Origin of the sequence: Psychrosphaera aestuarii (assembly GCF_017948405.1) — a bacterium.
GTDB lineage: Bacteria > Pseudomonadota > Gammaproteobacteria > Enterobacterales > Alteromonadaceae > Psychrosphaera > Psychrosphaera aestuarii.
This window is the reverse complement of the sequence record NZ_CP072844.1, coordinates 2,956,441-2,978,659: the sequence shown is the minus strand read 5'-3', so window position 1 is coordinate 2,978,659 and position 22,219 is coordinate 2,956,441. Positions and strand designations below refer to the sequence as shown.

Below are 22,219 nucleotides of genomic sequence, written 5' to 3'. Positions count from 1 at the left end.
TGTATTTAACCAACTCTTTTATATTCGCTGATGGTATTACTTCCACAATGAACTGGTGTAATTAGTGCTACACTCGGTTTACAAAGTAAACGGACGATTATCTTAATGAAGAACTGCAATCAATGTGGCAAATGCTGTATCAAATATGGTGGCGGCGACTTGGCGGTAACAAAAGAAGAAATAGAACTTTGGGAAATATTCAATCCTGAAATATACCAATATGTAAAAAACGGTCAAATCTGGTTTAATCCCAACACAGGCGAGCCGTACACAACTTGCCCGTTTTTAGAAACCGCACCACAAACCGACCCAACGGCAAAAAAAATATATACCTGTAGTATTTATCTGAATCGACCTGAAGACTGCCGGCATTATCCCAGCTTATTATCCGAAATGATCAGAGACGAATGTGAAATGGTAGAGATGACTGACTTAGAAAATCCTGAAAAAGCAAAGGCTAAGCTTGAACTATTGATGAAAGACAGTCACCACGGTTGATCACATTATGGTCGTTTCAGTTCAACTAATTGTTTTGTTAGGCTAAAAAAGTCGGCAGCCATTTTGCCAACTGTGTCTAATTTATCCTGGTTTATCATGCCATTTTCAATCAAGTCGTCTTGTACGTAAATATGTGTGGCGTCTAACAATATAATTGAGCCACCCGCCGGCGCATCACTTATAGTGATCACCTCAGGTTTACTTAAACTAGGCTTTAATAATAGTTAAAGGTAAACTACACAAAAAATCACAGCAGAGATTAATTTTGAGTTTTACATTCGAGACAACTTTTAAGTTAGATAAAGCGTTCTACCATGAGTGCTTTGAACAATCAGCGAACAAACCTACAGGCCTTAAAGCTTATAAAAAAGCTCTAGCGATTTTAATACTCGGCTGTATTGCTTTGCTGCTCGGTCAACTTTGGCATGTCGCTATATTTATTATTGTTTTGTCCGTGATAGAGGCAATGAGTGTTTATTGGCAGCAAACGTGGTGGGTTTGGCGTCAAATGCTATCAAAAGAGTCGAATTCAGACGTGACGTTAAAAATAGACGAGGCCGGTGTATCAACACAGACCTTGTATCACGAGGTTACCATTGAGTGGGATGACATAAAGTCGATAACACGAACGGAAAAGGGTGTTATTTTAACCTACACCAAAGGCCGATATTACCTAAGCTTTGCTCACTTATCTGAAGCGGCCAAAGCATTTATAGAGGCAAAAGTTTCAAGTTAACTAACTATTTGAAAGTGCTGACTTTCTAGCTAGCACTTTCAGCTCGTCATCAAGATCATCGTCGAAAGAAAATGAATAGACTCTCCAGCCGTCGTTTACCTTAAAAAACTGAAACTCAAATCGTAGTGGTTGTCGATCATAAGTTACTATGTAAGTCACCTGCACCATCAAATCACCCACTTTATAATCAGAAATTTTGTTGATGAAATTTATTTCACCTAACATGCCCTTCGCAGCAGTTAATTGGTTTTTGACATTTTGGACTTGATCTGGAATTGACGACACGTACTTATTTGTTGAATAAATTGAATCAACAGCTTGGCTGATTTTCTCAGCTTTATAAAGATTAAAAAACTTATCTATTTCTTCTTGGTATTCATTTGAAAAAGCCGAGAAAGAGAGCAATAAAGATAGCAGTGTAATTATTTTCAATTTCATATTTATATTCCTTTTTATAATGAACATTCTTCAATACGCTTAGCGTTTGGAATCATAGAGCGTATCGAGTTTAACGTGTTTATATAGTTTTCGTTATTCGGCTCTGCATCAATGGCTTGTTGAATTAACTGTTTAGCCGTATTTTTACAACCTAATTTCCCCAAAGTATACGCGTAGTTGTTTAAAAGAGGGGCGTTGTTTGGTGCCAACTTGAAGGCTTTTTTGTACCATTCTCTCGCTCTATTAGGCTCACTTTCAATAAAATGATTAGCGAGTAACAGTGCAGGAAGGTGAGACTCTTTCCAATGATTATATGCTGTTGTTAATGCTATAACGCCGTTCGTTTGTTGACCGACGGTGATGAGATCTTGTGCAGCTTGTAGGTATGGAATTTCCTTTAACCCAGTCGGTGCCAGGCTCACTGGCATTGGAGCGATCGCCCAGTGTTTTGCGCGTTTCCAAGTTCTCTCAAACAGCGACATATCGACCTTGCGGTTTGCCGTTAAGCCAGTGTGCATTATTAACGATTGAGATGCTTTTTCATAACCAATAACAACGGCATAGTGCCATCTTGGATACCAAGACAATCCATTATTCTGCAGGACAATGACAGGCACATCCTTTTCAACAATATTAATCAGTTCTGTCAGGTTCAATTGATCTTGATATGCAATGTAACCAAGCTGTCGAATGCTTGACGCCATTTCAACTTGTAAGCTGCCATTTCTTCCTGGAATAAATAACGACGGGGCGATGTCATTAGGTTTAATCGACTCTCCATAAAAGTTTAATACTTCGGCAATGGTGGTTGGCCCACAAAAAAACTCTTGTTGAGGATAAAAAGGAACATCTTTTATCAAGTGTTCAGCGTTTGTTGAGGTAGTTAAAAAGCGCTCCGTTTGAGGGGCGATACATCCAGATAAATACAGCGAAAGAACCGCTAGAGTTAGAAACTTCAAACCATGTTTTATATAAACCAAGATTTTGCTCTGCCTGTTATCTTTAAAGTAACGCCCTGACAGGCAGGGCGATTTAACAATATTACGATTTATTAAATAAGAAGGTGATCGTCTAGATTGGGTTGATAAAATCGAATACGTCAGTAACGCCTAAAATGTCGAGCACAAATAAAACGACAAATACGGTAACCACAGTACCAACAATACCACCTGCAGGCATGTCGTCCATTTCTGCATTAACACTTGCTAATTCAGACGGGGTCATGGCATTTATGCGGTCTTTAGCAACTTGAGGGTTTACGCCAAGTTCAATCAGTTTCTGCTGAACTTCTGCAGAGTCAACCATGGATAAAATTTCAGACTTTTGGTATTGAGAACTAGCACTTTGTAAAATTTTGTCAGATGAGATCACGCCAGCGTATGCAGATGCACTTGACCCTATAGTTAAAAGAGCAATACAGAAATAACTAATAATTTTTTTCATAAATTCTCCAAGTAGTTTACCGTTATGGTCAGTTAACAGTAATACATAGAGTGGGAATACTCAATAAATGTTTATTTTTCGGTGGGTTAAATTCTATTTGCCTGTTTGGTAATTACTTTAAACACGACTCTGATCAGACAGCAAACTCATTGTCTAACCATGTTAAGCAGCAAGAACCTTGTCATCGCTGGCTTTAAAATCAAAGGCTGGCCGGTTGCCAATAGACACGTTAAAGTTGGGCGTCAGTATCACCAAGTCCAATAACTGCGGTTGTTGCTTTCGTCATATTGCCTTTCTAAAATGAGTAGCTTGTATTCATAACGCATATTTAATGCTTTTACACCCAGTCCTGCGTATGATGGTCGCGCTTTGCTTAAACACAAGCTAATTTGTTCTGTCACTTCTGGAGTTTGCCTAATATGGCCTTAAAGCCAACCATCTATAAATTTAAAATTGCATTGTCAGACTTTAACAATGATCATTACGACAGCATTCAGTTAACGGTAGCGCAACACCCTTCAGAAACAATCGAACGCATGATGGTACGAGTAATGGCGTTCTGTATTCAAAGTGCTAACGATCATGAAAAGCTCATGACTTTCACAAAGGGACTGAGCTCAGTAGATGAACCGGATATTTGGTTAAAGGGCCTCGATGATCAGTTGCACCTTTGGTTGGACGTGGGTGAGCCTAGCTTTGAACGAATGAAAAAAGCGTCACGTTTAGCAACAAAAACCATGATTTATACGTTTAATTCAAAATCAGAGGTTTGGTGGAAACAATCACAACCTCAATTATCTACCATTGCCGTCGAGGTTTATCAGTTTGACTGGGAAGAAATTAAATCTATAGCGTCACACGCGAATCGCACAATGGATATTTCATTAACGATCTCAGGGCAGTCTATGTACGTGGCCATTGGTGATGAGCAAGTAGAATTAAATTGGGTTCAACTTCAATAGCAGAAACCAGAGATCAACGTTATTCCGATTTACCAAAAACGAGTATTTGAAACGTTTTATCTATTAAGAATCTTCTAAACACCATACAGCAAATTCATTACCGCTCGGTTCTATAAAGTGAAAACGACGACCACCGGGAAACGAGAATATTGGAGTGGATATCTTCCCTCCACACTTTTCGACGGTAGCTTGAGTAGCTTCTAGATTGTTAGTTTTTAGAACAAGTAGAGCAGATCCGTTTGCTGTGCTCGAGTTCAAATCCGACTTGTAGAAACCTCCATCTAAGCCTTGATCAGTAAACGCGGTGTAGTCTGGACCGTAATCAACAAAAGTCCAACCAAAAGCTTGAGCAAAAAAATGTTTAGTCGAAGCTAAATCTTTAGCGGGAAACTCTGCATAGTTAAGCTTAAGGTTCTGACTCATCTTTTTATTTCCTTTTTATGTTTGATACATATTTACAACAGCCTGATAAGACAAATATAACAGCCAAATAGAATAAAATAACAATATTTATAGGTTTGCCGGCGACAACAAATAGTACAGCCACATACCACCACAATTAGTGGCTGCTTCCTAAAACAGTACTATTAGTCTCCGTTTTATTAAGCTGGCTCAATAAACTTTCAGTCAACGTTTGTGCCTCTTCAAGTGATTGTAAATCCATATTCAGAGAAATACGTCGTTTCATAAAGTCTAATTTTAGATAAACATCATTGCTCTTCACTATGTTTAACCCAAAATCAGCATAAGCGATGGCTTTTATATAGTTTGGCTTTCCAGTATCAGGATCGTCGTTTTGATATCCTTTAACTAGACGTAATAGTGCATTTTCTCCGCCAGCTAAAGCAATACGTTCGGAAAGGCGGTATTTCAATTTATTAAATTCAACTCTTTGCTCTATAGTCTCTTCTCTATTTAATTCATCTAAGCCTTTACTTTGAAGGTATTCGTTATCCGAAACAGCCCATAATTCTGCGATGGCATTATCATAACCTAATTCAATCGCGAGAAAGAGTAATTCAACAAAATCCTCAGATATAAATTGAAACGGTGAACACTGCTCAAAACGAAGTAAAACATCTTCGATATATTCGTGTGGCTCACCCACCTCATTTGCTTTAATCAGCCAATCATCAAGCTCATCTTGAGTTTTAGGTATCGTGTTGCAACGACGTATTTGTTTGGCTTTATACAAGTATTCTTCAGAAGTGGTAAACACCTTTTCTTCAAAGTCAGCTTCAGTTGAAATCTTCTCGTTAGCGATTAAGTGTTCATAAGTTACTTGATTGCTATCATTTTTAGTACGCAACTTATCAAACCGACTTTGCTCTTTTGGAAGAAAGTAAATAATGACAAAGGCCAAAATAGAGATAGCAATAGCGACTTTTTTCATGACGCCTCGATAGGAAAGTAGCGCTTCAATAATGGGTTAAACAGTTTGACAGTTTTATTGCGCTGTTTGCAATAGAAAATGACAAGCGAGGTCGAACAATTAGCGATGAATGCCGAGAGCTAACTGAGCAATTAGCAGAACAGCAACGAAAAAAACAATGCATGATAGTTGGCTAACTGAACAGATAAACTAGGCCATTTGAAAACTGAAAACTGAAAACTGAAAACTGAAAACTGAAAACTGAAAACTGAAAACTGAAAACTGGAATCTGGAAACTCAAAATTTATTGAGCACGAATCAGCCAAAACTTCTATGGAGCAAAGAAAAGCTAAATCAGCTAGAAATGAGGTAGGGCGAGATAGTGTTTCTTGATTTTGTCAAACGCTTCACCAAATTTGCTGGCGTTCATAGAAGTTCACCTCTTTCTTTCTGGAGCTTCGAACCGAAATTATGAGGATGTTCTTTTTCCGATAGGTAATTACCGCAGACCAGAACTCTTGAGCATCAACAAAGTCGATTCTATGCTTCTCAAAATTAAGCGTACTTTTTGTGTATTAAATTCGAAATCATACGTGAGTTAAAAGTATACCTTGATTACTCAATTTACAACTTGGAAGATAAGAAAGCTAACGGGCACAAACATGCGGCGAAAATGGCGAAGCCGCCGCGTGCTTGTTTCCCAGTGTTCGAAGGGAACGAGTTAAGCGCCTTGTTAGATTTTTCTCGCATTCTAAAACGACATCAGTTTAGCGAAGACATAATTATCGTAGAACTGTCCGTTTTTAAAAATGGCCTTTTGCAACACCGCTTCTTGAGTAAAGCCACATTTTAAAAGTAAGCCCATTGATGCAGCATTACCAGAAAATACAGATGCAAAAAGGCGAACAATATCGGTGTGCGAAAAAACGTACTCTGACATTTTGTTTAAAGCTGAAGATGCGACACCTTTTCGCCAGAACTCTTGTGCAATCCAATACCCGATTTCTCCCGACTTTTGATATTCGAATTCGCCGCGGTTTACGCCAATACAACCTGCAAATTGACCGTTAACTGTTATAGCTTTTATTAAGTCGCCTTGGCTTCCTTCGCTTACCCACCATTTTGCGTCTTCTAGCGTATATGGGAAAGGGATTTTGGTGGATAGAAATTGCGTTACTGATTCGTCATTTAAAATAGTAACAAGACTATTAATATCATTTTCGGTGAAGTCTCGAAGAGAAACCATGTAAGTCCTTTTGCTGTTCAGAATAAATAAGTTTCCAAAGAATCTAACGCTTTGCTAAGCGGCAATAAAATAGCAGGCTAAAATTAGCGACGAAGGAGCGCAAGCCTGCTGTTTTGCGTCCTTTGGTTTAGGCACTTGTTAGCTTTCAATGTTTGCACCTATTTTATCAGCCACCTCAATAACTTTGGGGTAAATTTTAGTGCCTTTTTTAAGTAAGTAATTAAAAGTATCGATGTCTTTACAACCAAATGTGTTAATTATTGGAACTGAACCTTGATCATCTTTAGCGTTTACATCCGCTCCAAGCTCTACTAGCGCTACTATATTCATAGTTTTGTTTGAATTAACTGCCAGATGTAAAGGGGTAACACCAGTATCTTCAATTTTTATATTTACGTCTATTCCCTGAGAGTGAAGGTAATTTATGACCTTCGGGCTGGAATGAATTGCAGCAATATGTAACAGACTGGCTCCCCATGACAGTCTGCGAGTAATAAAAGGAGCTCCAGCTTCAACTAGCCGCTTAACATCAGAGAAGCTATCAGCCATTACAGCAGCTTCTAAAATATACTTGGAATCACTAACAGCTGATTTAGCTACCAATATCGCCAGTTCTTTTTGTATTTTTTGATATGGCTCATCGTAGTTGTAGCAAAGTGGTTCTTTACTTTTAAAGGATTCACCAATCATTTTTATTTGTAATTCGTATAACTTTAATTCTGATGGAGATACATGTTCTCCTTTTTGATAAGGAAGCCTTATATGTGATGCTAGCTCCGACAGCGGTGTTTCACTTTTGGCGCAAGTAATAAAACTGAACGTAGTTAAATACAGCAATATTAGACACAATCTCATATCGTTCCTTGAAAGCTAACGGCCCGCATAACGGGCAAAAATACGTAGGCTACAATACCAAGCGAAGCGCAGGGAGCCTACGTGTTTTTGTCCCTAGCGAGCGCAGCGAGTGTTTATGCGTTTGTTAGCTGCGTAATGATGGCCATCCTGAATTCTTATTGAATCCAGCTTCGATCTTGAGCCTTGAGATAACGTCAGATATAACATCGTAATCGGATTCGCTCTGAAACAGTGCCCCTTTATCTTTGAGGAACTCACTTTTCTTTAGAGGTGTTCCGTATTTACCTGCCCAGATGGTGTATACACTTAAGCGTTTAAACAACTCTATCTCCTTTTCAGAAAAAGTATGGCCTATTTTTTCTGAAAGCCATTCCAAGTCATGGGGAGAAACACCTTTTGGGGTAATTGGTTTTAGTCTCTCATTTTCAATTTTTAGTTCTTCTTTAAAAGCCAAAACTCCTTTGAAAGCATTTTCAGTGGCTATTCCTAGTAAAAAAAGAGATCCTTTATGCGCACCAACTCGAAGTTCATCTGATGAATCCTTTGAAGTCATTGAGTTAAATAAAGCCTTTGATGCTTCAAACATTTGAGACGCTTGTGTAAACCAAAACTCTGCGTTTTTTAGTTTAGTATCAAAATCCATGTCCATTAAGTCCTTCAAGCAGCTAACGCCTAAATAACAGGCTAAGTAATGGTTGGCTAAAATTGTGTAGCGAAGCGAAACGTAGCCAACTGTTACGTGTCCTTGTTAATTTCCTTGTTAGTTGCAAATGTTCTCGCAAGCCAATTTTTCATCACCATAACAAGTTTTTCAGGTGTCGCCATATGCATCATGTGTTGGCTATTCTGAATGGCTGCCACATCTGCATTTTGTTTATCTTTTATAAAACTAGCGATACCAAGGTAAGTTAGCTTGTTCATCTCTTCAAAGCACTTCTGGGTAGGATTACCTAAGCCAATGAAAAAGTCTTTTGTTTGTTCTGGTATATGACTAATTGCAATCGCAGGCGCTTCGATTCCAGAGTAATGACGTTCTTCTTCTTCAGTAAGGAACCTCCCCAAAACTGAGAGGTCAGCATATGGTAAATAGCTACCATCAGGATTTTTAACTCTCTGTGTATTATAGAAATTATCTTGATACTTTAATATATCTATTGTTGCGTAACCTAAGTCTGGGCACACTGCTAAGTGGCTGTCCATATAATTTAAATCTTGGATAGCATCGATATAAATTAGGCCTTTTACTCTTTCAGGAAAATGCCTTCCTAGATGATTTAACTCACCTCCAGCAAAAGAGTGACCTGCAAAAATAGCATTCTCAATATTCATTTTATCTAAAATGGTAATGATATCTTTAGTTAACCTAGCTGTTGAATAATTTTCATTTCGGGATTCTGAGTTTCCATGACCAACACGAGTCATACCGATAACCCTATATGAATCAACAAACGAAGAAACTAATGGATCAAACGTATGAGCATTAAGAGCAAGGCCAGCAAGAAATACAAGAGGTGTACCTTTGCCACCCCAATCAACAACCTCTAATTTTATATTGTCGTCCATTTCTACGTAATGTATTTTATGCTGTGTTGTATCTACCCATTCACTCGCATTAGCCGTATTTAGCAAGAAGGTGAAAATTAGAACTAATGTAATCTTAATAATTTTATACTCCGAAACTGGATTAGACGCCTTGCAACTAACGCTAAGCTAACGGGCAGTGACGTAGCGGCATAATCGCGAAGCGCCGCTGCGTTACTGTCCCAGTGAACGAAGTGAACGTGTTAAGCGCTTTGTTATGTGCGTGGTAACTCGTAGCTAAGAACGTAGTGATGACCACCATTTGTTTGAATAATATCCATAGTGCCTGTAATACCTGCAAGCTCCCCTGTTCCTGATCCTGATAACACAATAATTTCTAATTTTTGTTCGCTTGGTGTCATATACCCATTGTGTACAAGTGTGAATCCACCTGTTTTACCACCTATATTACCCTGGAATTCTTCTATGGCTGAGTAAGCTGACGCGCCACTTTCTGTGCGTTTACTAAGCATTTGGCCGCTTCCCTTTCCTTGGAGGTCGCCAGAATAGACTTTGTTGATAAGCATTCTGCCCGCTGGATTTTGCTCATCTTGAGCTGGTTTTAAATCAATTTCGAAATTACCTTTTGCAGTCATTGTTTTTTCCTTTGAATGCGATGCTGTTGGATAGTGAATGAGAACTAAAAATAAGACAGCGACGATATTTCTAGCAGTTAAATACATTTTGAGGCTCCTTGAAGCACATAACGCCTCAATAAGAGGAAATTTATAGCTGGCTAAAATGTTGAACGCAGTGAAAACAGCCAGCTGTAAATTTTCCTGCTTGATTGCCTTGTTATATTTACCTTTCGCTAGTCATTGCATGCAAAGCGTCTTTTACAAACTCAGCACTACATCCCTCGGCTTTATAAACTTCGATTGTTTTACTTATATCAAAGTGTTCATCCGTTAGTTCTGGATCTATCGTAGCCAATATTTGAAATGCAACTTCAGCAGGTTTACTGCCACAGCGTACTTCCTCTGAAGTTAAATCTTTAGAAAATAAACTAGATTCATTGCAAGCCGCTAAAGCTATAACGCTTGATATTACCAATAATACTTTTTTCATAACCCATCCTTAAGTTTAATTGTTGGTGATTGATTCACCGATTCAATTGTAAATATAACGCCCTAATAATGGGCAAAAAATTGTTGGCTAAAATGTTGAGGAACGAAAACAGCCAACTGTTTTTTGTCCTTGTTTATTAGCTTGTTATATTTACAATTAATCAAATGTTGGAATTATTGTAAGTTTGACATGCTTAAATTCATTAAAAACTTCTAAAGGTAAAACTTTAATTGCAGTGAATGGAGATGATTTTTTAATAGCATCAATTCCTGCATTATCAAGCTCTAACAAACCTGATTCACTTGTTACTTTATATTCTACAACTTCAGCATTGTCATTTAAGAAAAACTCTATCTTAACTTCATAACCTTCATACTTTTTATCCACCATCATATTTGATACTAACTTTGATTTAACTAAAGAGACACATGAATCCATATCAGAGCAACTGTCTGGTACTGGTGGTTTTGATGCACAACTAATTAAACACAAGATGGCAAATACTAAAGTGATGTAACGCATGACTTCCCTGTAAATATAACGCCCGCCTAACACGCAATGTGTTGGCGCGGCTTTTTGCGTTGTTTGCCAAAACCGTGACAACGAAACATTGACGGAGTTTAGGCGCTTGTTAACTATCACTAGACAACGCTGAAAATAATAGAAAACTACTTTACCTAAATTCCTTTCTAAATCAACTCGCTAATTATTCAGAAAACCGAAGGCCTACTACTCAAATAGTTGATAAGCCAAGCCATGAGCGCGGCGATAGTAAGTACTAAAAGAAAAAAGCTCCAAAATCGTTAGTAATATCAAACATCACCAGTAGAAACTAATTCAAGCCTTGCTGAACGTTATTGGAAAGTGAAACTTTCAATAGCCAAGCGGCTAGGCTTGGCGTCTTGTGATAATGGCAAATAGCCTCTTAAAGCAGACTCATAAATTCAGAATAAAGAGGAAAGGGGACTTTAATTTAAGGACACAAATATATTGCGACAGATTAATTATGTTGCAGAATTTTATGTGAAGTTAACGCCTAATTAACAGGCTAAAAATAGTGGGCTAAAATGGAGCGAAGCGAATAGCCCGCTGTTTTAGTCCTTGTTGAATTTCTTGTTAGTTTTTGGTGCTCACCCCATAAGAGGTATTACAAAAAATGGAATCAATAAAATGTAAAAAGGAATAAACGCTTTGTAATTTCCATAGGGCGACAAAAGATGGTTTTTAAGAAACAGGCTCATAAACGCCGACCCAAAAAAAGTAAGACATACTGCACCAAACCCATAGAGGATTACCATAACAATAGCGGAAAAATAGTTACCCATTCCCCACATTCCCCATGGTGTATACTCGTAGAAGTCACGAAATGAATAGGAAAATGAGAACTCCAAAGACGTTACAATCATGATAACAAGGTGAAACAAATAAATTAGATGCAGTATCAGCTTATAAGCTGGCAGGTCGTTCCAATAGCAATCAATTAATGGTTCTTCTATTGTTTCGGAAGGTTCTGATTCTTCTTCACATGAGTCAAGAAGCATTTCCATTAAATGATCATTTTTCTTTTCCCAGTTATTAGAACCATCCTTAATATAATCAGCGTATTGATCAATTACCTTGGATAATTTTTCCTTTCTCATAAACCACCTCGTCTGAGCTTTACGCCTAGATTAAATAATCTAGGCGTAAACGTATATTTAGTCAACTGCGATCAATATGTTTCCACCTGATGACTCTCCAGAGTCGACCTTACTCCCCATTCTTTTGGCGTACCAACTAAAAGATCCTGATTGTGTAGTTTCTACCATCAGTGGAGAGCCGGCTCGCTCGGATGTAAAGCCTCTAGACTTACCCCCTAGAAACACCTCAACTTTAACATGCGCACCAGTCTTCATCTTTTTTGCTTCAAATTTAAAAATTGCCATCGTGTTTTTCCTTATCCAAGCTCTTTTCTGGCCTCATCGGCATCATCAAATGAGCGATCTAAAAAGTATTCGCAATAGTTACTAGAGATTACATTCTTTACAATTTCAGCCATTTCTGAATCTGGCTTGTCGTAAATTTTACAACCATTCACTAACAAACCTCCTTTGGTTCTAAAAATACAATCGTGGCAACCTACACATGATTTGGGGTATTCAAACCCATCGGGGTCTATATAGTGAGAGGAAGTGATTCTAGCCCTATTTCTGTATTTATTGAAAACGGACAATGGATCCGTGCCTTTACTTTTACTAAACCAACCCATAAAGATTCTCCTTTAATTTATGGTTAACTAACAAAACCAGAACAAAAAAACTAACGCTTTGCTAATGGGCTTTTAAAGTTTTGGCTACACTGCGCGAAGCGCGAGCCAAACTTTAAAAGTCCTTTTGAGCAACTTGTTATATTTTAGCTAGTTAAATCAATAGCTTCTTTTAAGGATATACCTTTTTTAAGCCATTTAGACGTTTGTTTTGGAGTAAAGCCAGCTCTATGCCAACTGACTATAACTTGAGGGGAATTAATTCCGTACTGAACCCATTGACCAATATCATTAGGGGTGAACCCGTTGCTGCGAAGTTGCTTGGCATCATAAGGGGATACACCAATACCTGACCAAGCCTGCCGCTCTGCATAGGGAACACCATCCCATGGACTTGTGCTAGCACAACCTGTTGTAAGAAGTGTACCGACAACAACTGCGGTGGCAAATAGTTTTTTCATCATATTCTCCTTGTGATGATGATTATCGATTAAAATATAACGCTTCAATAAGAAGCAAAAAAATTTGTTGCTTATACTTTAGCGACGTAGGAGCAAGAGGCAACAGTTTTTTGTCTTTCTTGATTGCCTTGTTATGTTTGTCGAACTATAATCAGACCTATTAAAAGACCTTTAAACAGTACTGGTGAGAGTATGGCAAATAGAATTTTAACTGAAACGGCCGCGAGCATAAGTGAATTAAAAGCCAATCCTATGAAAGTTGCGTTAAGTGCAGACGGTGAAGCAATTGCCGTTTTAAATAGGAATGAGCCTGCGTTCTATTGCATTCCAGCAGCAACTTATGAACAAATGATTGATCATTTAGAGGATTTAGAATTACTAAGAATCGTCGAGCAGAGACGAGGTGAAGAGTCTATTAAGGTAGGTCTCAATGACCTATGAGTTAGAGTTTAATAAATCTGCCTTTAAAGAATGGAAAAAGTTAGGCTCGACAGTAAGAGAACAATTTAAAAAGAAGTTAAAGGCTGTACTCGATGGGCCTCATATAACTAGTGCAAAGTTAACCGGCGCAAATAACCTTTATAAAATTAAGTTGAGGCAAGCGGGTTACAGACTGGTTTATGAAGTGCAAGACGAGAAAGTAACCGTCAAAGTGATAACGGTTGGCAAAAGAGACAAAGGAGAAGTTTATAAAATTGCACAGCACCGAATTAGCTGACAAACATAACGCCCGCCTAACACGTAACGGTTGGCATGGCTTTTTGCGTTGTTTGCGAAAACCATGACAACAGAAAGTTATCGTGGTTTAGGCGCTTGTTATATTGCATAGTTTACTATTTGAGACATTTCGTAACCAATTGCTAACCAACATAGTCCATTCATAGCAGCACCTCCACCTAACAACAACTTAAAATTTTTAGGGTATGGATTTTTAATCAATTTCGTTAAAAAAAGTACAAAGAGTATTGGAATAACTAAGAATATGAATAGCCATAAACTGTGCGGTCGGACAAAAACTAAAGCAAAAAAGACAGTTACAAGTATAACCACAACACCTAATTTCAATTTAGATTGTTTTTCTCGACTTGCTATTTTCTTTATGTCTGGATGATTTTTCCAATAAAAAATTACCACATAGACAATGACATACGATATGAAAAGAGCAATAAACAGAGTGTTCAAAATTTAACCTGCAATATAACGCCTGGTTAAGAGGCGAGTTTAAGCTTGCTAGACTATTTGCCGAAGGCTCGAGCAAGCTTTTACGAGGCCCTCTTGAACCACTTGTTATATTTCTTTTTGCACAATGTAAGTTACTGTTTGTATTTGTTGAATAGTTTCAAAGTGATACGTAACTTTTATTAAAAACCTATGAGTATTATAACCAGTCCACCGATCATTATTCCATAATACGGTAACCCATCTTTCCACCTAGAAAGGAATAGAAAATAACAGAGCAGAACACAGCCAAGAATAATACTGACGAATAATAAATGGAATATATTAGCGCCTGAAAATAAAGAAAGGATCACAATAGGAATAAGGTACAGCAATGTCGGCTTAACAGGCTCATCTGTTTGAGTGTGGAGCTGGAGTGCGGCCATTAATAACAAAATTTTTAATATAAACATGATTCATCCCTGAAATATAACGCCTGGTTAAGAGGCGAGTTTAGCTTGCTAAAATGTTTGCCGAAGGCTCGAGCAAGCTATTACGAGACCTTCTTAAACCACTTGTTAGGCTTATTTTACTACGATTCATGTTTACTAAAGTAAAACACAACAGTACCTTCTTCAGTATCTGAACTCATCTTTAAAGAGTGATGCTTAATGCCTACCTCTTCAAGAGCCAAAAGAACTAGTACTGATTGGTGAAATGTATCTTCCTGCCCCTTAGGCATTCTAACTTCACATGTAGACGAACGACACTCCACATTTTCTAATGTGAAATTCTCTAATATTTCACTCGTTATAAAAACATCACTAACCGCTGTTTCAATTGTTGTTGCCCATTCATAATCTATTTCTTGATCTTCAAAAGGAACCGTTTTGATATTTCGATTTTCTTGGGTTGTTTCAAATTCAGTACTTCCTTCTTCATTAACTACAACAGAGTCACTTTCGATTATTTCAGTAGTAACTTCACTGTTGTTAATAGAGGCATTTTCGATTATTTCATTAGTAACTTTACTGCTGTTTATAGGGTTATTTTGATATTTTTCGGAACAATTGTCATCAATGGCAATAATTGATTTAGAAGTATCTTTTAAAACAACTAGTCGTTCAGATAATTTTATTTTTAAAAGTGAATTTTCATCTACAATTTTTTGATGTTGATAGAACAATGCTATCGATATAATTGATAGCAAAATAATAAGAGGTACTTTGAACTTTTCCATGTACTAATTATTCCTTAAGTAATTTTTTTTGTAAAATGCCGCCGCGAGACAATAAGCCTAACGCCTGCCTAAGCGGCGAATTAATAATGGGTTTAACTTATTGAGCGCAGCGACAATAACCCATTGTTAATTGTCCGAGCGAGCTTGCGAGCCTTAAGGCTCTTGTTAGGCATACTTAGCCCAAAACCTTGATTTGCTCGATTGAAGATACATTAATATGTGTTTGAAAGTAATATTTACTAGTCTTTAACCCTTTGTAAATGAAATATATTTTTACTCGTTTAGCCTCACCTGTAACCTCTACTGTCTTATCAATGAAATAAGTACCAGGTGATGAGCCGTATTTATCGGTTAATTGCGAGACAATTTTTGGTGATATAGCAATAGTTACAGCTCTTCTGTCTCGGTAGTCTAGCTCCGTATTCAAAAAGACTTCTCCTCTTCGAATTCCTGATGCTTTGACCTGAAACTTAAAAATACCTTTTACTCCATCAGGAGCATTTTCTTCGGTTAAAGCTATTAAGTTCATAGTGTCAGCTATATTGACATTAGGGGTTGAGCTACATGCACCTAAAAATAAAGTTGATATTAAGATTAAATATTTCAATTTATGACTTCCTTGTTGGTATGCCTAACGCCCGCATAAGAAGCGGGTCAATTAATTGGACGCTTTTTTGCGTCGTTTATATTTGCAAAAAATCGGACAAATTGAACCGTCTGACTTAATGCGCTTGTTAGGTGTACTTACACATTTTGTGTATACGGCTTTATACCAATTAATTCTGATACACCCGATCCTGACTTTAAAGCAAGTTTGATAGAAGATACAAAACCATCCAATGATGACGCCTCAAACTGAACTGTAAATTTTGCAACATTTTCATTGTCATCGGCTACCGAGATTAAGACAGCCGTATGGCCAGTCGAATCGAAGCAATGGAATTTAAGCTCGCAATAGCCATGAGTTGAGCAAGCGTCACCAGCTTTTAAGGTTACTTCATCTGAGACGGATTTAGGAAAATTTGTTAATTGTTCAGAAAGTACTTCCAACATCTGATCATTTATATATTGCTCAGTTTCTCCTGCGAAGGAATTATTGCATGCATTTACCCATATTTTAGAAGGGTCACTATGTAAAAACTCGAGAATCAATCTGGGCTGCATGTACTTGTACACCTAACGCTCCGCTAAGAGGTAAATAATAGTTGGTTAAAATAAGCGACGAAGGAGCAAAAACCAACTGTTATTTGTCCTGCTTGAGTGGCTTGTTAGGGGCTACTAGCCAGAAAGCCAAAGCTCCTGCCATGCCACAAACACCTAAAAATGATACACCTTGTAAAAACTGTAACCAACCATCTAAAGTGGGCACACCATCAATCATAGTTTTTACACCATTTACCGACGCTGATGTTTTCATTTCAGGATATCTTAACGGCCATGTAAAAATTGCCATTGGTATAGCTCCTAAAACAAAGCCTGAAATTAAAGTTGCCCACCAATTTACCGAATTAAACTTACGTAACAGAAAGTAAGCAGGAAGACCTAGAAACACAACAAAGCCAGCTGAAACTGCAATACAGATAGCTAGAAAGCCTCGCGTACGAACCCAGATATAGGGGTCATCATGTTCGAAAGTAACAAATTGGCCATACAAGTACCAAGCAGTAATTAATAATGCTGGTAAAAGTATTGCGGACATAAATGCGACGACAATCTTCATAGGCCCCTAACGCCTGGTTAAGAGGCGAGTTTAGCTTGCTAAAATGTTTGCCGAAGGCTCGAGCAAGCTATTACGAGACCTTCTTTAACCACTTGTTAGTTGTACTTTCTTCGAAAGCGAATTTTAGCTTTTTTAAGGGTGTCAGCAAAAACACAAGCGCAAGTAAAGCCTACAAGTATCATGACTAACTGGCCAGATTTAAGTAACTCGTGCATTGATATAGCGGTATCAGAATATAGCCAAAATCCTGAAAGGCTGGCCAGTTGAAAAATACCGACAAGAATGCCGATAGGACAAAATAATAAAGTAAACCAAAACCAAATTTCAGATAAATTTTTCATAAGCACTCCATGTGATGAGATTATTCCAGTACAACTAACGCCCGCCTAAACGGCGATTTAACAATGGGTTAAAACTATTGAGCGCAGCGACAATAACCCATTGTTAATTGTCCGAGCGAGTTTACGAGCGAATTCAGGCGCTTGTTATATGTCTAAAGCTTTCAGACAATCGTACACTTACAATTGACATCGCAAAAGATACTATTAGCCAAAACCCCGAGATTACGACATAGGCCAATACCGACTGCGGTAAAGCTCCAAACTCTTGAATTAGAAAATGACTTTCTCCCAGTGCACTTGCAATTCCAGTCCACAACACAGGAATATTTATCCAAAACAAAGCTGGTAACATCGCCCCAGTTATTCCCAATAAAACGGCTGCAATTGGGAGGTGAAAAAGCAAAGCAATTAAGATAAAACGTTTCCAAACTAACTTGTTTAGTTTCATATCAAACTCCATTTTCGAATAGACATATAACGCCTGGTTAAGAGGCGAGTTTAGCTTGCTAAAATGTTGCCGAAGGCTCGAGCAAGCTATTACGAGACCTTCTTGAACCACTTGTTAGGGTTACTTTTTTAGCAAAAAATACTCTGTAAAACCATGTTCTTCCGATGAATAATAAAACACATTAGATTTTATTTGATAGGAAAAATTTTTGTCTTTTTTAGGATAATAGATTGTGATTTCATTACCCTTAAATGAAGTTATTTTATATGGCTCTGAATACCTCATAATTTCTTCGCCATCTTGGGAATATGAAATAGAAATCAGCTCGTTTTCTGAAAAGATTAAGTCTGTAGTGCCACATAATTTTTGTTGGAAACATTGATACGCTTTTGTATTTTTTTTAGTACTCGCTAATGTACGCTCATGATCAGTTTTCCAATGTCCTATTAGTGGATTAAGGCTTTCTGAATGACAATAAAAAGATAACATTAACACTAAAAATAAAGTATGCCTCATGGTAACCCTAACGCCCCGTTAACCAGTGAGCTAATTGCTGGCGAGCGATTTGCCCAGCAAATAGCATGACAGCTTTGGCGAGTCTGGGTTCAGAGGCTTGTTAAGCGCTTTTACTCACCTGTTACTCGGTGGTGATGTTCGTTTCGTACACTGTCACTAACATGGTCACTGATGCAACGATTGTAAAAAAGACGTTGCAGTACAAACACAAACATACGGACACAAAATCTGTCATATGGATAAAAATTTTACATTGATGCTTGTGCATCAAAGCAACAAGTTGAAGCTAGCTTCGCATGTGTTGCGTATCGCTCAAGCGTACACTAAAAATACACTCGATATAACTGTCCCCACGTCCAGTTTGAACGAACAACTTCAATTACACACATTGCTCAGAAGAACAGTAGGGCGCTTAACGCCCGCCTAAACGGCGATTTAACAATGGGTTAAAACTATTGAGCGCAGCGACAATAACCCATTGTTAATTGTCCGAGCGAGTTTACGAGCGAATTCAGGCGCTTGTTATATGTCTAAAGCTTTTCAGACAATCGTACACTTACAATTGAAATCGCAAAAGATACTATTAGCCAAAACCCCGAGATTACAACATAGGCCAATACCGACTGTGGTAAAGCTCCAAACTCTCGAATTAGAAAATGACTTTCTCCCATTGCACTTGCAATTCCAGTCCACAACACAGGAATATTTATCCAAAACAAAGCTGGTAACATCGCCCCAGTTATTCCCACTAAAATGGCTGCAATTGGGAGGTGAAAAAACAAAGCAATTAAGATAAAACGTTTCCAAACTAACTTGTTTAGTTTCATATCAAACTCCATTTTCGAATAGACATATAACGCCTGGTTAAGAGGCGAGTTTAGCTTGCTAAAATGTTTGCCGAAGGCTCGAGCAAGCTATTACGAGACCTTCTTGAACCACTTGTTAGGTATACATTAGCCGTGATGTCGACGAATATGCTTAACTAATCCTGCGTTATCAAATTCTAAAGAGACAATATTGATTTTATTGTACTCAATTGTTTTGTCTAAATGAGCTGGTTTTACTTTGCCTGATTCATTCATTTTTACAAACACAACATTTGCACCAACCATGATCTCAATAATTTCGATATTACTGTAAACTACTTTATCTTTGAGTTTACTTACAATATCTTCACGAAGTTTCGTTTTACTTGTATAAGTAAACTTAAATTTAACGTGCTCGTCAACAAAGTCATCAGAGAGTAAAGAAATATAATTATCAATTTCTTTTATTGTTGAATTGGGCTGTTGGCGTGCATTTTTAGCTGAGACAAACGCTTTGGCTTTTTCAATTAATTGCGCAGAAGTAAAAGCTGCTTTGACGTTGCTTGAGAGAGAAAGCAATAAGCAGATTAAAACGAAAGTTAAGTTTTTCACCGTACTATCCTTGTATACCTAACGCCCGCCTAAGCGGCAATTTAACAATGGGTTAAAATTATTGAGCGCAAGCGACAATAACCCATTGTTAATTGTCCGAGCGAGTTTACGAGCAAATTCAGGCGTTTGTTATGTGTATTTTACACTCGGTTTTTAAATATGACTGGTGTAAATAGCATACTTAATAAAATAATAAACGCTGTACCAAAACCAATGCTTTGCAATTGCTCGATACCTGTAAAGAATAAAACGATTGATAGAGCCAAAACTGCTAATTGACTAAAGCCAATAAGTCGTCTTTTTTGGAAATTACCAGACCCACGAAAGACCCAAAATAAAATTATTGGTAAAGCTAAAACGAGCAACGCTAATAATGGAAATATTGCTCCAGCTCCTCCGTGTGTCACTTAAATCTCCAATACACATAACAGTGTATTAGGTGGAATTCTTTTTAAGCTGACTTGTCGACTTAATAAGATATTGTCTATTACACGAATTTATTTATTTAATATCAGTACTGTAGATAATTATTAAAAAGTTTGAAAGAAAAACTTTTCGGGTAAAAACGAGAAAATAAAAAGAGGGTTCAGTTTTATTCTTGTTTAATTTTATCTGTTTTAGCTATTTTATTGTTTTCTTAAATAAATATCAGGGCGTCGAATTCGCAAACCGATACAAAATTTAGATATAGGGTACAGATTAATTCGCAGACTAGAAAAATGACAGTTATAACTGGGTATAAACACAGTGGAGTCATTATGAAACAAATTCCCTTTATAGAAACGGTTCGGATTGAAATGCGGACGCGCAGATGCAGTTTAAAAACAGAAAAGAGTTATATTTATTGGATTGTAAATTTTATTCGCTTTTGTGACATGCGCCATCCAGAGGATTTAGGCAACTTAGATATTGAGCGCTTTCTAAATTATCTAGCGGTTGATAGAAAAGTCAGTGCAGCAACACAAAATCTAGCCTTGTGTGCAATTATATTTATGTATAGGAATGTTATAAAACGTGAAATCGAGGGGCTGTCTTATTCTAATACAACCAAGCCTAAGCGGTTGCCAACGGTTCTAGAGTCTCATGAGGCGCAAGAAATTCTCATGCAGATGAAAGGCAAATACAAGCTTATAACTGCATTGCTTTATGGCTCAGGGTTTAGAATCAATGAAGTACTTAAGTTGAGGATAAAAGACCTAAATTTCGAAAATAAAACCATTCTTGTTCATAGAGGGAAAGGGGCTAAAGACAGGTATACGATAATGCCAATGTCGTTAATTGCGCCGTTACAAGATCAAATTAGATTGGCTCGCCGAATTCATGAACGCGACTTGAGTGAAGGAGAGGGCTTTACATCAATGAGTTTAGGGCTGAAGCGTAAAATTGGTGACGCTGCGAAGGACTTTTGTTGGCAATATCTTTTCCTGTCATCCTCGCGTTGCGTACATCCATTTGATGGTTATATTTGTCGTCATCATATCCATGAGTCGGCGTTTAGGAAACAATTAAGGAAAGCAGTATCCGCTAGTGGTGTGACAAAACGAGTAACGGCACATACGTTTAGGCATTCATTTGCGACCCAGCTTCTGCAGATGGGAACCGACATCAGAACAGTGCAGGAGTTGTTAGGGCATTCTGATTTAAAAACAACAGAAATTTATACCCACATTTTGGGAAATAGGTTCGGTTTCACGAAGAGCCCTGTAGACTTAGCAAACTTGAGCTCGAGTTAAAAATAGTAGTGAGCAATTATCGATTAACGCTATTCGGTAACTTCGTCTATTGAGACCAGGGACAGAAGTATAGTTTTTCTAATTGCTTATAAATCGATAGAGTTGGGCGTTAACTTGGCCCGCATCCTTTTGTTTTATTAACTCAAAATTATCGGCCTTGTTACTATTGCTGAGATCAAAGTCTGCACCTTGTTCCTGCTCGATATACAGCAATGAGTTTTCGGCTAATTTGTTGGTAGCCATTAATAGCTCAATAGCCGGTTGAACCAAGTTAGCGTGAAATGGAGGGTCAACAAAAACAATATTGAATTGGCCACTTATTGATTTGGCTTTTTGAAAAAAGTCGCCTTGATGAACAGTGATTTGTGTGCCTGCATTTAGCGATTGGCAATTTTCTTTTAACTGTAAGGCAGCCTGTTTATTTTTTTCTATCGCAGTCACTTGTTTAGCGCCTCTTGAAGCAGCTTCAAAGCCTAAGGAGCCAGCACCCGCAAAACAATCTAAAACAGTAGAGTTACGAATTTCAGTCATTAGCCAGTTAAATAATGTTTCTTTTAAACGATCGGTAGTCGGACGTAAACCTTCCTTATCGTGAACCCGAAGGCGTCTGCCTCGCCATTGACCGCCAATGAGACGAATTTCACCTTTATTATGTGTTTTACTCGATTTCTTTTTGGTTCGAGTCGGGAAATTTGAGGAGGGTTTCAAAGTTGCACCTTTATTCATCAATTGAACAGTTA

Annotated in this window: 35 protein-coding genes; 6 read left to right on the top strand and 29 right to left on the bottom strand. The window is 37.7% G+C overall.

All coding sequences use genetic code 11. From position 1 onward, the window contains the following. Window positions 1-105 precede the first annotated feature (105 nt). Window positions 106-498 (top strand): YkgJ family cysteine cluster protein, encoded by a 393-nt coding sequence (locus tag J9318_RS13590; RefSeq protein WP_210560417.1) that lies wholly within the window; start codon window positions 106-108, stop codon window positions 496-498. 5 nt (window positions 499-503) lie between these two features. Here the strand turns inward: J9318_RS13590 and J9318_RS13585 are convergent, their stop codons facing one another. Further along, the gene (locus J9318_RS13585; RefSeq protein WP_210560416.1) at window positions 504-689 is read right to left on the bottom strand and encodes a hypothetical protein; all 186 of its coding nucleotides are present in this window, start codon (window positions 687-689) and stop codon (window positions 504-506) included. 74 nt (window positions 690-763) lie between these two features. Here J9318_RS13585 and J9318_RS13580 point away from each other — a divergent pair, with 74 nt between their 5' ends. Beyond that, on the top strand, window positions 764-1,234 hold the full coding sequence (locus J9318_RS13580; protein WP_210560415.1) for a YcxB family protein: 471 nt from the start codon (window positions 764-766) through the stop codon (window positions 1,232-1,234). On the opposite strand, the gene J9318_RS13575 is transcribed toward J9318_RS13580, so the two are convergent. The 4 genes from J9318_RS13575 to J9318_RS13560 form a co-directional block, all read right to left on the bottom strand. Then, window positions 1,235-1,672 carry a hypothetical protein gene (locus tag J9318_RS13575; RefSeq protein WP_210560414.1) on the bottom strand — a complete coding sequence of 146 codons (438 nt, stop codon included), beginning with the start codon at window positions 1,670-1,672 and terminating at the stop codon, window positions 1,235-1,237. It abuts the gene before it with no gap. Window positions 1,673-1,686: 14 nt separating this feature from the next. Beyond that, window positions 1,687-2,631: a PA2778 family cysteine peptidase gene (locus J9318_RS13570; RefSeq protein WP_210560413.1), complete on the bottom strand. Its 945-nt coding sequence runs from the start codon at window positions 2,629-2,631 to the stop codon at window positions 1,687-1,689. A 112-nt stretch (window positions 2,632-2,743) separates the two neighbouring features. Further along, on the bottom strand, window positions 2,744-3,115 hold the full coding sequence (locus J9318_RS13565) for a PA2779 family protein (RefSeq protein ID WP_210560412.1): 372 nt from the start codon (window positions 3,113-3,115) through the stop codon (window positions 2,744-2,746). A gap of 248 nt (window positions 3,116-3,363) precedes the next feature. Then, a complete protein-coding gene (locus J9318_RS13560; protein WP_210560411.1) occupies window positions 3,364-3,516 on the bottom strand; it encodes a hypothetical protein in 153 nt (50 codons plus the stop codon). Between the two features lie 18 nt (window positions 3,517-3,534). Between J9318_RS13560 and J9318_RS13555 the strand changes: the two genes are divergently transcribed. After that, window positions 3,535-4,077 carry a YaeQ family protein gene (locus J9318_RS13555; protein WP_210560410.1) on the top strand — a complete coding sequence of 181 codons (543 nt, stop codon included), beginning with the start codon at window positions 3,535-3,537 and terminating at the stop codon, window positions 4,075-4,077. A gap of 63 nt (window positions 4,078-4,140) precedes the next feature. Here the strand turns inward: J9318_RS13555 and J9318_RS13550 are convergent, their stop codons facing one another. From J9318_RS13550 to J9318_RS13490, 13 genes are all read right to left on the bottom strand, one after another. Then, entirely contained in the window at window positions 4,141-4,500 is a 360-nt protein-coding gene (locus J9318_RS13550) for a VOC family protein (RefSeq protein ID WP_210560409.1), read from the bottom strand. 136 nt (window positions 4,501-4,636) lie between these two features. Next, window positions 4,637-5,470 (bottom strand): hypothetical protein, encoded by an 834-nt coding sequence (locus J9318_RS13545; RefSeq protein ID WP_210560408.1) that lies wholly within the window; start codon window positions 5,468-5,470, stop codon window positions 4,637-4,639. 730 nt (window positions 5,471-6,200) lie between these two features. Further along, complete coding sequence (locus J9318_RS13540) at window positions 6,201-6,695, bottom strand: GNAT family N-acetyltransferase (RefSeq protein WP_210560407.1); 495 nt, start codon at window positions 6,693-6,695, stop codon at window positions 6,201-6,203. Between the two features lie 138 nt (window positions 6,696-6,833). Next, window positions 6,834-7,550, bottom strand: a complete 717-nt coding sequence (locus tag J9318_RS13535) for an ankyrin repeat domain-containing protein (protein WP_210560406.1) — start codon at window positions 7,548-7,550, stop codon at window positions 6,834-6,836. Between the two features lie 124 nt (window positions 7,551-7,674). Then, window positions 7,675-8,193: a hypothetical protein gene (locus J9318_RS13530; RefSeq protein ID WP_210560405.1), complete on the bottom strand. Its 519-nt coding sequence runs from the start codon at window positions 8,191-8,193 to the stop codon at window positions 7,675-7,677. Window positions 8,194-8,285: 92 nt separating this feature from the next. Next, entirely contained in the window at window positions 8,286-9,179 is an 894-nt protein-coding gene (locus J9318_RS13525; protein ID WP_210560404.1) for an alpha/beta fold hydrolase, read from the bottom strand. A gap of 167 nt (window positions 9,180-9,346) precedes the next feature. Further along, window positions 9,347-9,727, bottom strand: coding sequence for a DUF3224 domain-containing protein (locus tag J9318_RS13520; protein ID WP_210560403.1), 381 nt, complete (start codon window positions 9,725-9,727; stop codon window positions 9,347-9,349). A 205-nt stretch (window positions 9,728-9,932) separates the two neighbouring features. Beyond that, window positions 9,933-10,199 (bottom strand): lipoprotein, encoded by a 267-nt coding sequence (locus tag J9318_RS13515; protein WP_210560402.1) that lies wholly within the window; start codon window positions 10,197-10,199, stop codon window positions 9,933-9,935. Window positions 10,200-10,355: 156 nt separating this feature from the next. Next, entirely contained in the window at window positions 10,356-10,841 is a 486-nt protein-coding gene (locus J9318_RS13510) for a cell envelope integrity TolA family protein (RefSeq protein WP_210560401.1), read from the bottom strand. Between the two features lie 488 nt (window positions 10,842-11,329). After that, entirely contained in the window at window positions 11,330-11,839 is a 510-nt protein-coding gene (locus J9318_RS13505) for a hypothetical protein (RefSeq protein WP_210560400.1), read from the bottom strand. A 57-nt stretch (window positions 11,840-11,896) separates the two neighbouring features. Next, the gene (locus J9318_RS13500) at window positions 11,897-12,124 is read right to left on the bottom strand and encodes a hypothetical protein (RefSeq protein WP_210560399.1); all 228 of its coding nucleotides are present in this window, start codon (window positions 12,122-12,124) and stop codon (window positions 11,897-11,899) included. A gap of 11 nt (window positions 12,125-12,135) precedes the next feature. Continuing rightward, entirely contained in the window at window positions 12,136-12,447 is a 312-nt protein-coding gene (locus J9318_RS13495) for a hypothetical protein (RefSeq protein ID WP_210560398.1), read from the bottom strand. A gap of 143 nt (window positions 12,448-12,590) precedes the next feature. Continuing rightward, window positions 12,591-12,905, bottom strand: coding sequence for a hypothetical protein (locus J9318_RS13490; protein ID WP_210560397.1), 315 nt, complete (start codon window positions 12,903-12,905; stop codon window positions 12,591-12,593). 192 nt (window positions 12,906-13,097) lie between these two features. Between J9318_RS13490 and J9318_RS13485 the strand changes: the two genes are divergently transcribed. Next, window positions 13,098-13,346, top strand: a complete 249-nt coding sequence (locus J9318_RS13485; RefSeq protein WP_210560396.1) for a type II toxin-antitoxin system Phd/YefM family antitoxin — start codon at window positions 13,098-13,100, stop codon at window positions 13,344-13,346. After that, complete coding sequence (locus J9318_RS13480) at window positions 13,336-13,623, top strand: type II toxin-antitoxin system RelE family toxin (RefSeq protein ID WP_210560395.1); 288 nt, start codon at window positions 13,336-13,338, stop codon at window positions 13,621-13,623. The genes J9318_RS13485 and J9318_RS13480 overlap by 11 nt, the downstream gene beginning before the upstream one ends. A gap of 1,032 nt (window positions 13,624-14,655) precedes the next feature. Here J9318_RS13480 and J9318_RS13475 read toward each other — a convergent pair. From J9318_RS13475 to J9318_RS13430, 10 genes are all read right to left on the bottom strand, one after another. After that, complete coding sequence (locus J9318_RS13475) at window positions 14,656-15,303, bottom strand: hypothetical protein (protein WP_210560394.1); 648 nt, start codon at window positions 15,301-15,303, stop codon at window positions 14,656-14,658. Between the two features lie 175 nt (window positions 15,304-15,478). Beyond that, window positions 15,479-15,910, bottom strand: coding sequence for a hypothetical protein (locus J9318_RS13470; protein ID WP_210560393.1), 432 nt, complete (start codon window positions 15,908-15,910; stop codon window positions 15,479-15,481). Between the two features lie 137 nt (window positions 15,911-16,047). Then, a complete protein-coding gene (locus J9318_RS13465) occupies window positions 16,048-16,467 on the bottom strand; it encodes a hypothetical protein (protein ID WP_210560392.1) in 420 nt (139 codons plus the stop codon). Window positions 16,468-16,546: 79 nt separating this feature from the next. Further along, on the bottom strand, window positions 16,547-17,023 hold the full coding sequence (locus tag J9318_RS13460) for a hypothetical protein (RefSeq protein WP_210560391.1): 477 nt from the start codon (window positions 17,021-17,023) through the stop codon (window positions 16,547-16,549). Between the two features lie 95 nt (window positions 17,024-17,118). After that, the gene (locus J9318_RS13455) at window positions 17,119-17,364 is read right to left on the bottom strand and encodes a hypothetical protein (RefSeq protein WP_210560390.1); all 246 of its coding nucleotides are present in this window, start codon (window positions 17,362-17,364) and stop codon (window positions 17,119-17,121) included. A gap of 133 nt (window positions 17,365-17,497) precedes the next feature. Beyond that, window positions 17,498-17,812 carry a hypothetical protein gene (locus J9318_RS13450; protein WP_210560389.1) on the bottom strand — a complete coding sequence of 105 codons (315 nt, stop codon included), beginning with the start codon at window positions 17,810-17,812 and terminating at the stop codon, window positions 17,498-17,500. 120 nt (window positions 17,813-17,932) lie between these two features. After that, window positions 17,933-18,328 (bottom strand): hypothetical protein, encoded by a 396-nt coding sequence (locus J9318_RS13445; RefSeq protein ID WP_210560388.1) that lies wholly within the window; start codon window positions 18,326-18,328, stop codon window positions 17,933-17,935. Between the two features lie 530 nt (window positions 18,329-18,858). Further along, window positions 18,859-19,155, bottom strand: coding sequence for a hypothetical protein (locus J9318_RS13440; RefSeq protein WP_210560387.1), 297 nt, complete (start codon window positions 19,153-19,155; stop codon window positions 18,859-18,861). A gap of 126 nt (window positions 19,156-19,281) precedes the next feature. Further along, window positions 19,282-19,746 carry a nuclear transport factor 2 family protein gene (locus tag J9318_RS13435; RefSeq protein ID WP_210560386.1) on the bottom strand — a complete coding sequence of 155 codons (465 nt, stop codon included), beginning with the start codon at window positions 19,744-19,746 and terminating at the stop codon, window positions 19,282-19,284. A 140-nt stretch (window positions 19,747-19,886) separates the two neighbouring features. Further along, window positions 19,887-20,153: a hypothetical protein gene (locus tag J9318_RS13430; protein ID WP_193330568.1), complete on the bottom strand. Its 267-nt coding sequence runs from the start codon at window positions 20,151-20,153 to the stop codon at window positions 19,887-19,889. A 351-nt stretch (window positions 20,154-20,504) separates the two neighbouring features. Here J9318_RS13430 and J9318_RS13425 point away from each other — a divergent pair, with 351 nt between their 5' ends. After that, window positions 20,505-21,479 (top strand): integron integrase, encoded by a 975-nt coding sequence (locus J9318_RS13425; protein ID WP_210560385.1) that lies wholly within the window; start codon window positions 20,505-20,507, stop codon window positions 21,477-21,479. A gap of 78 nt (window positions 21,480-21,557) precedes the next feature. Here the strand turns inward: J9318_RS13425 and rsmD are convergent, their stop codons facing one another. Continuing rightward, window positions 21,558-22,187, bottom strand: a complete 630-nt coding sequence (gene rsmD / locus J9318_RS13420; protein ID WP_244731733.1) for a 16S rRNA (guanine(966)-N(2))-methyltransferase RsmD — start codon at window positions 22,185-22,187, stop codon at window positions 21,558-21,560. Window positions 22,188-22,219: the final 32 nt, after the last annotated feature.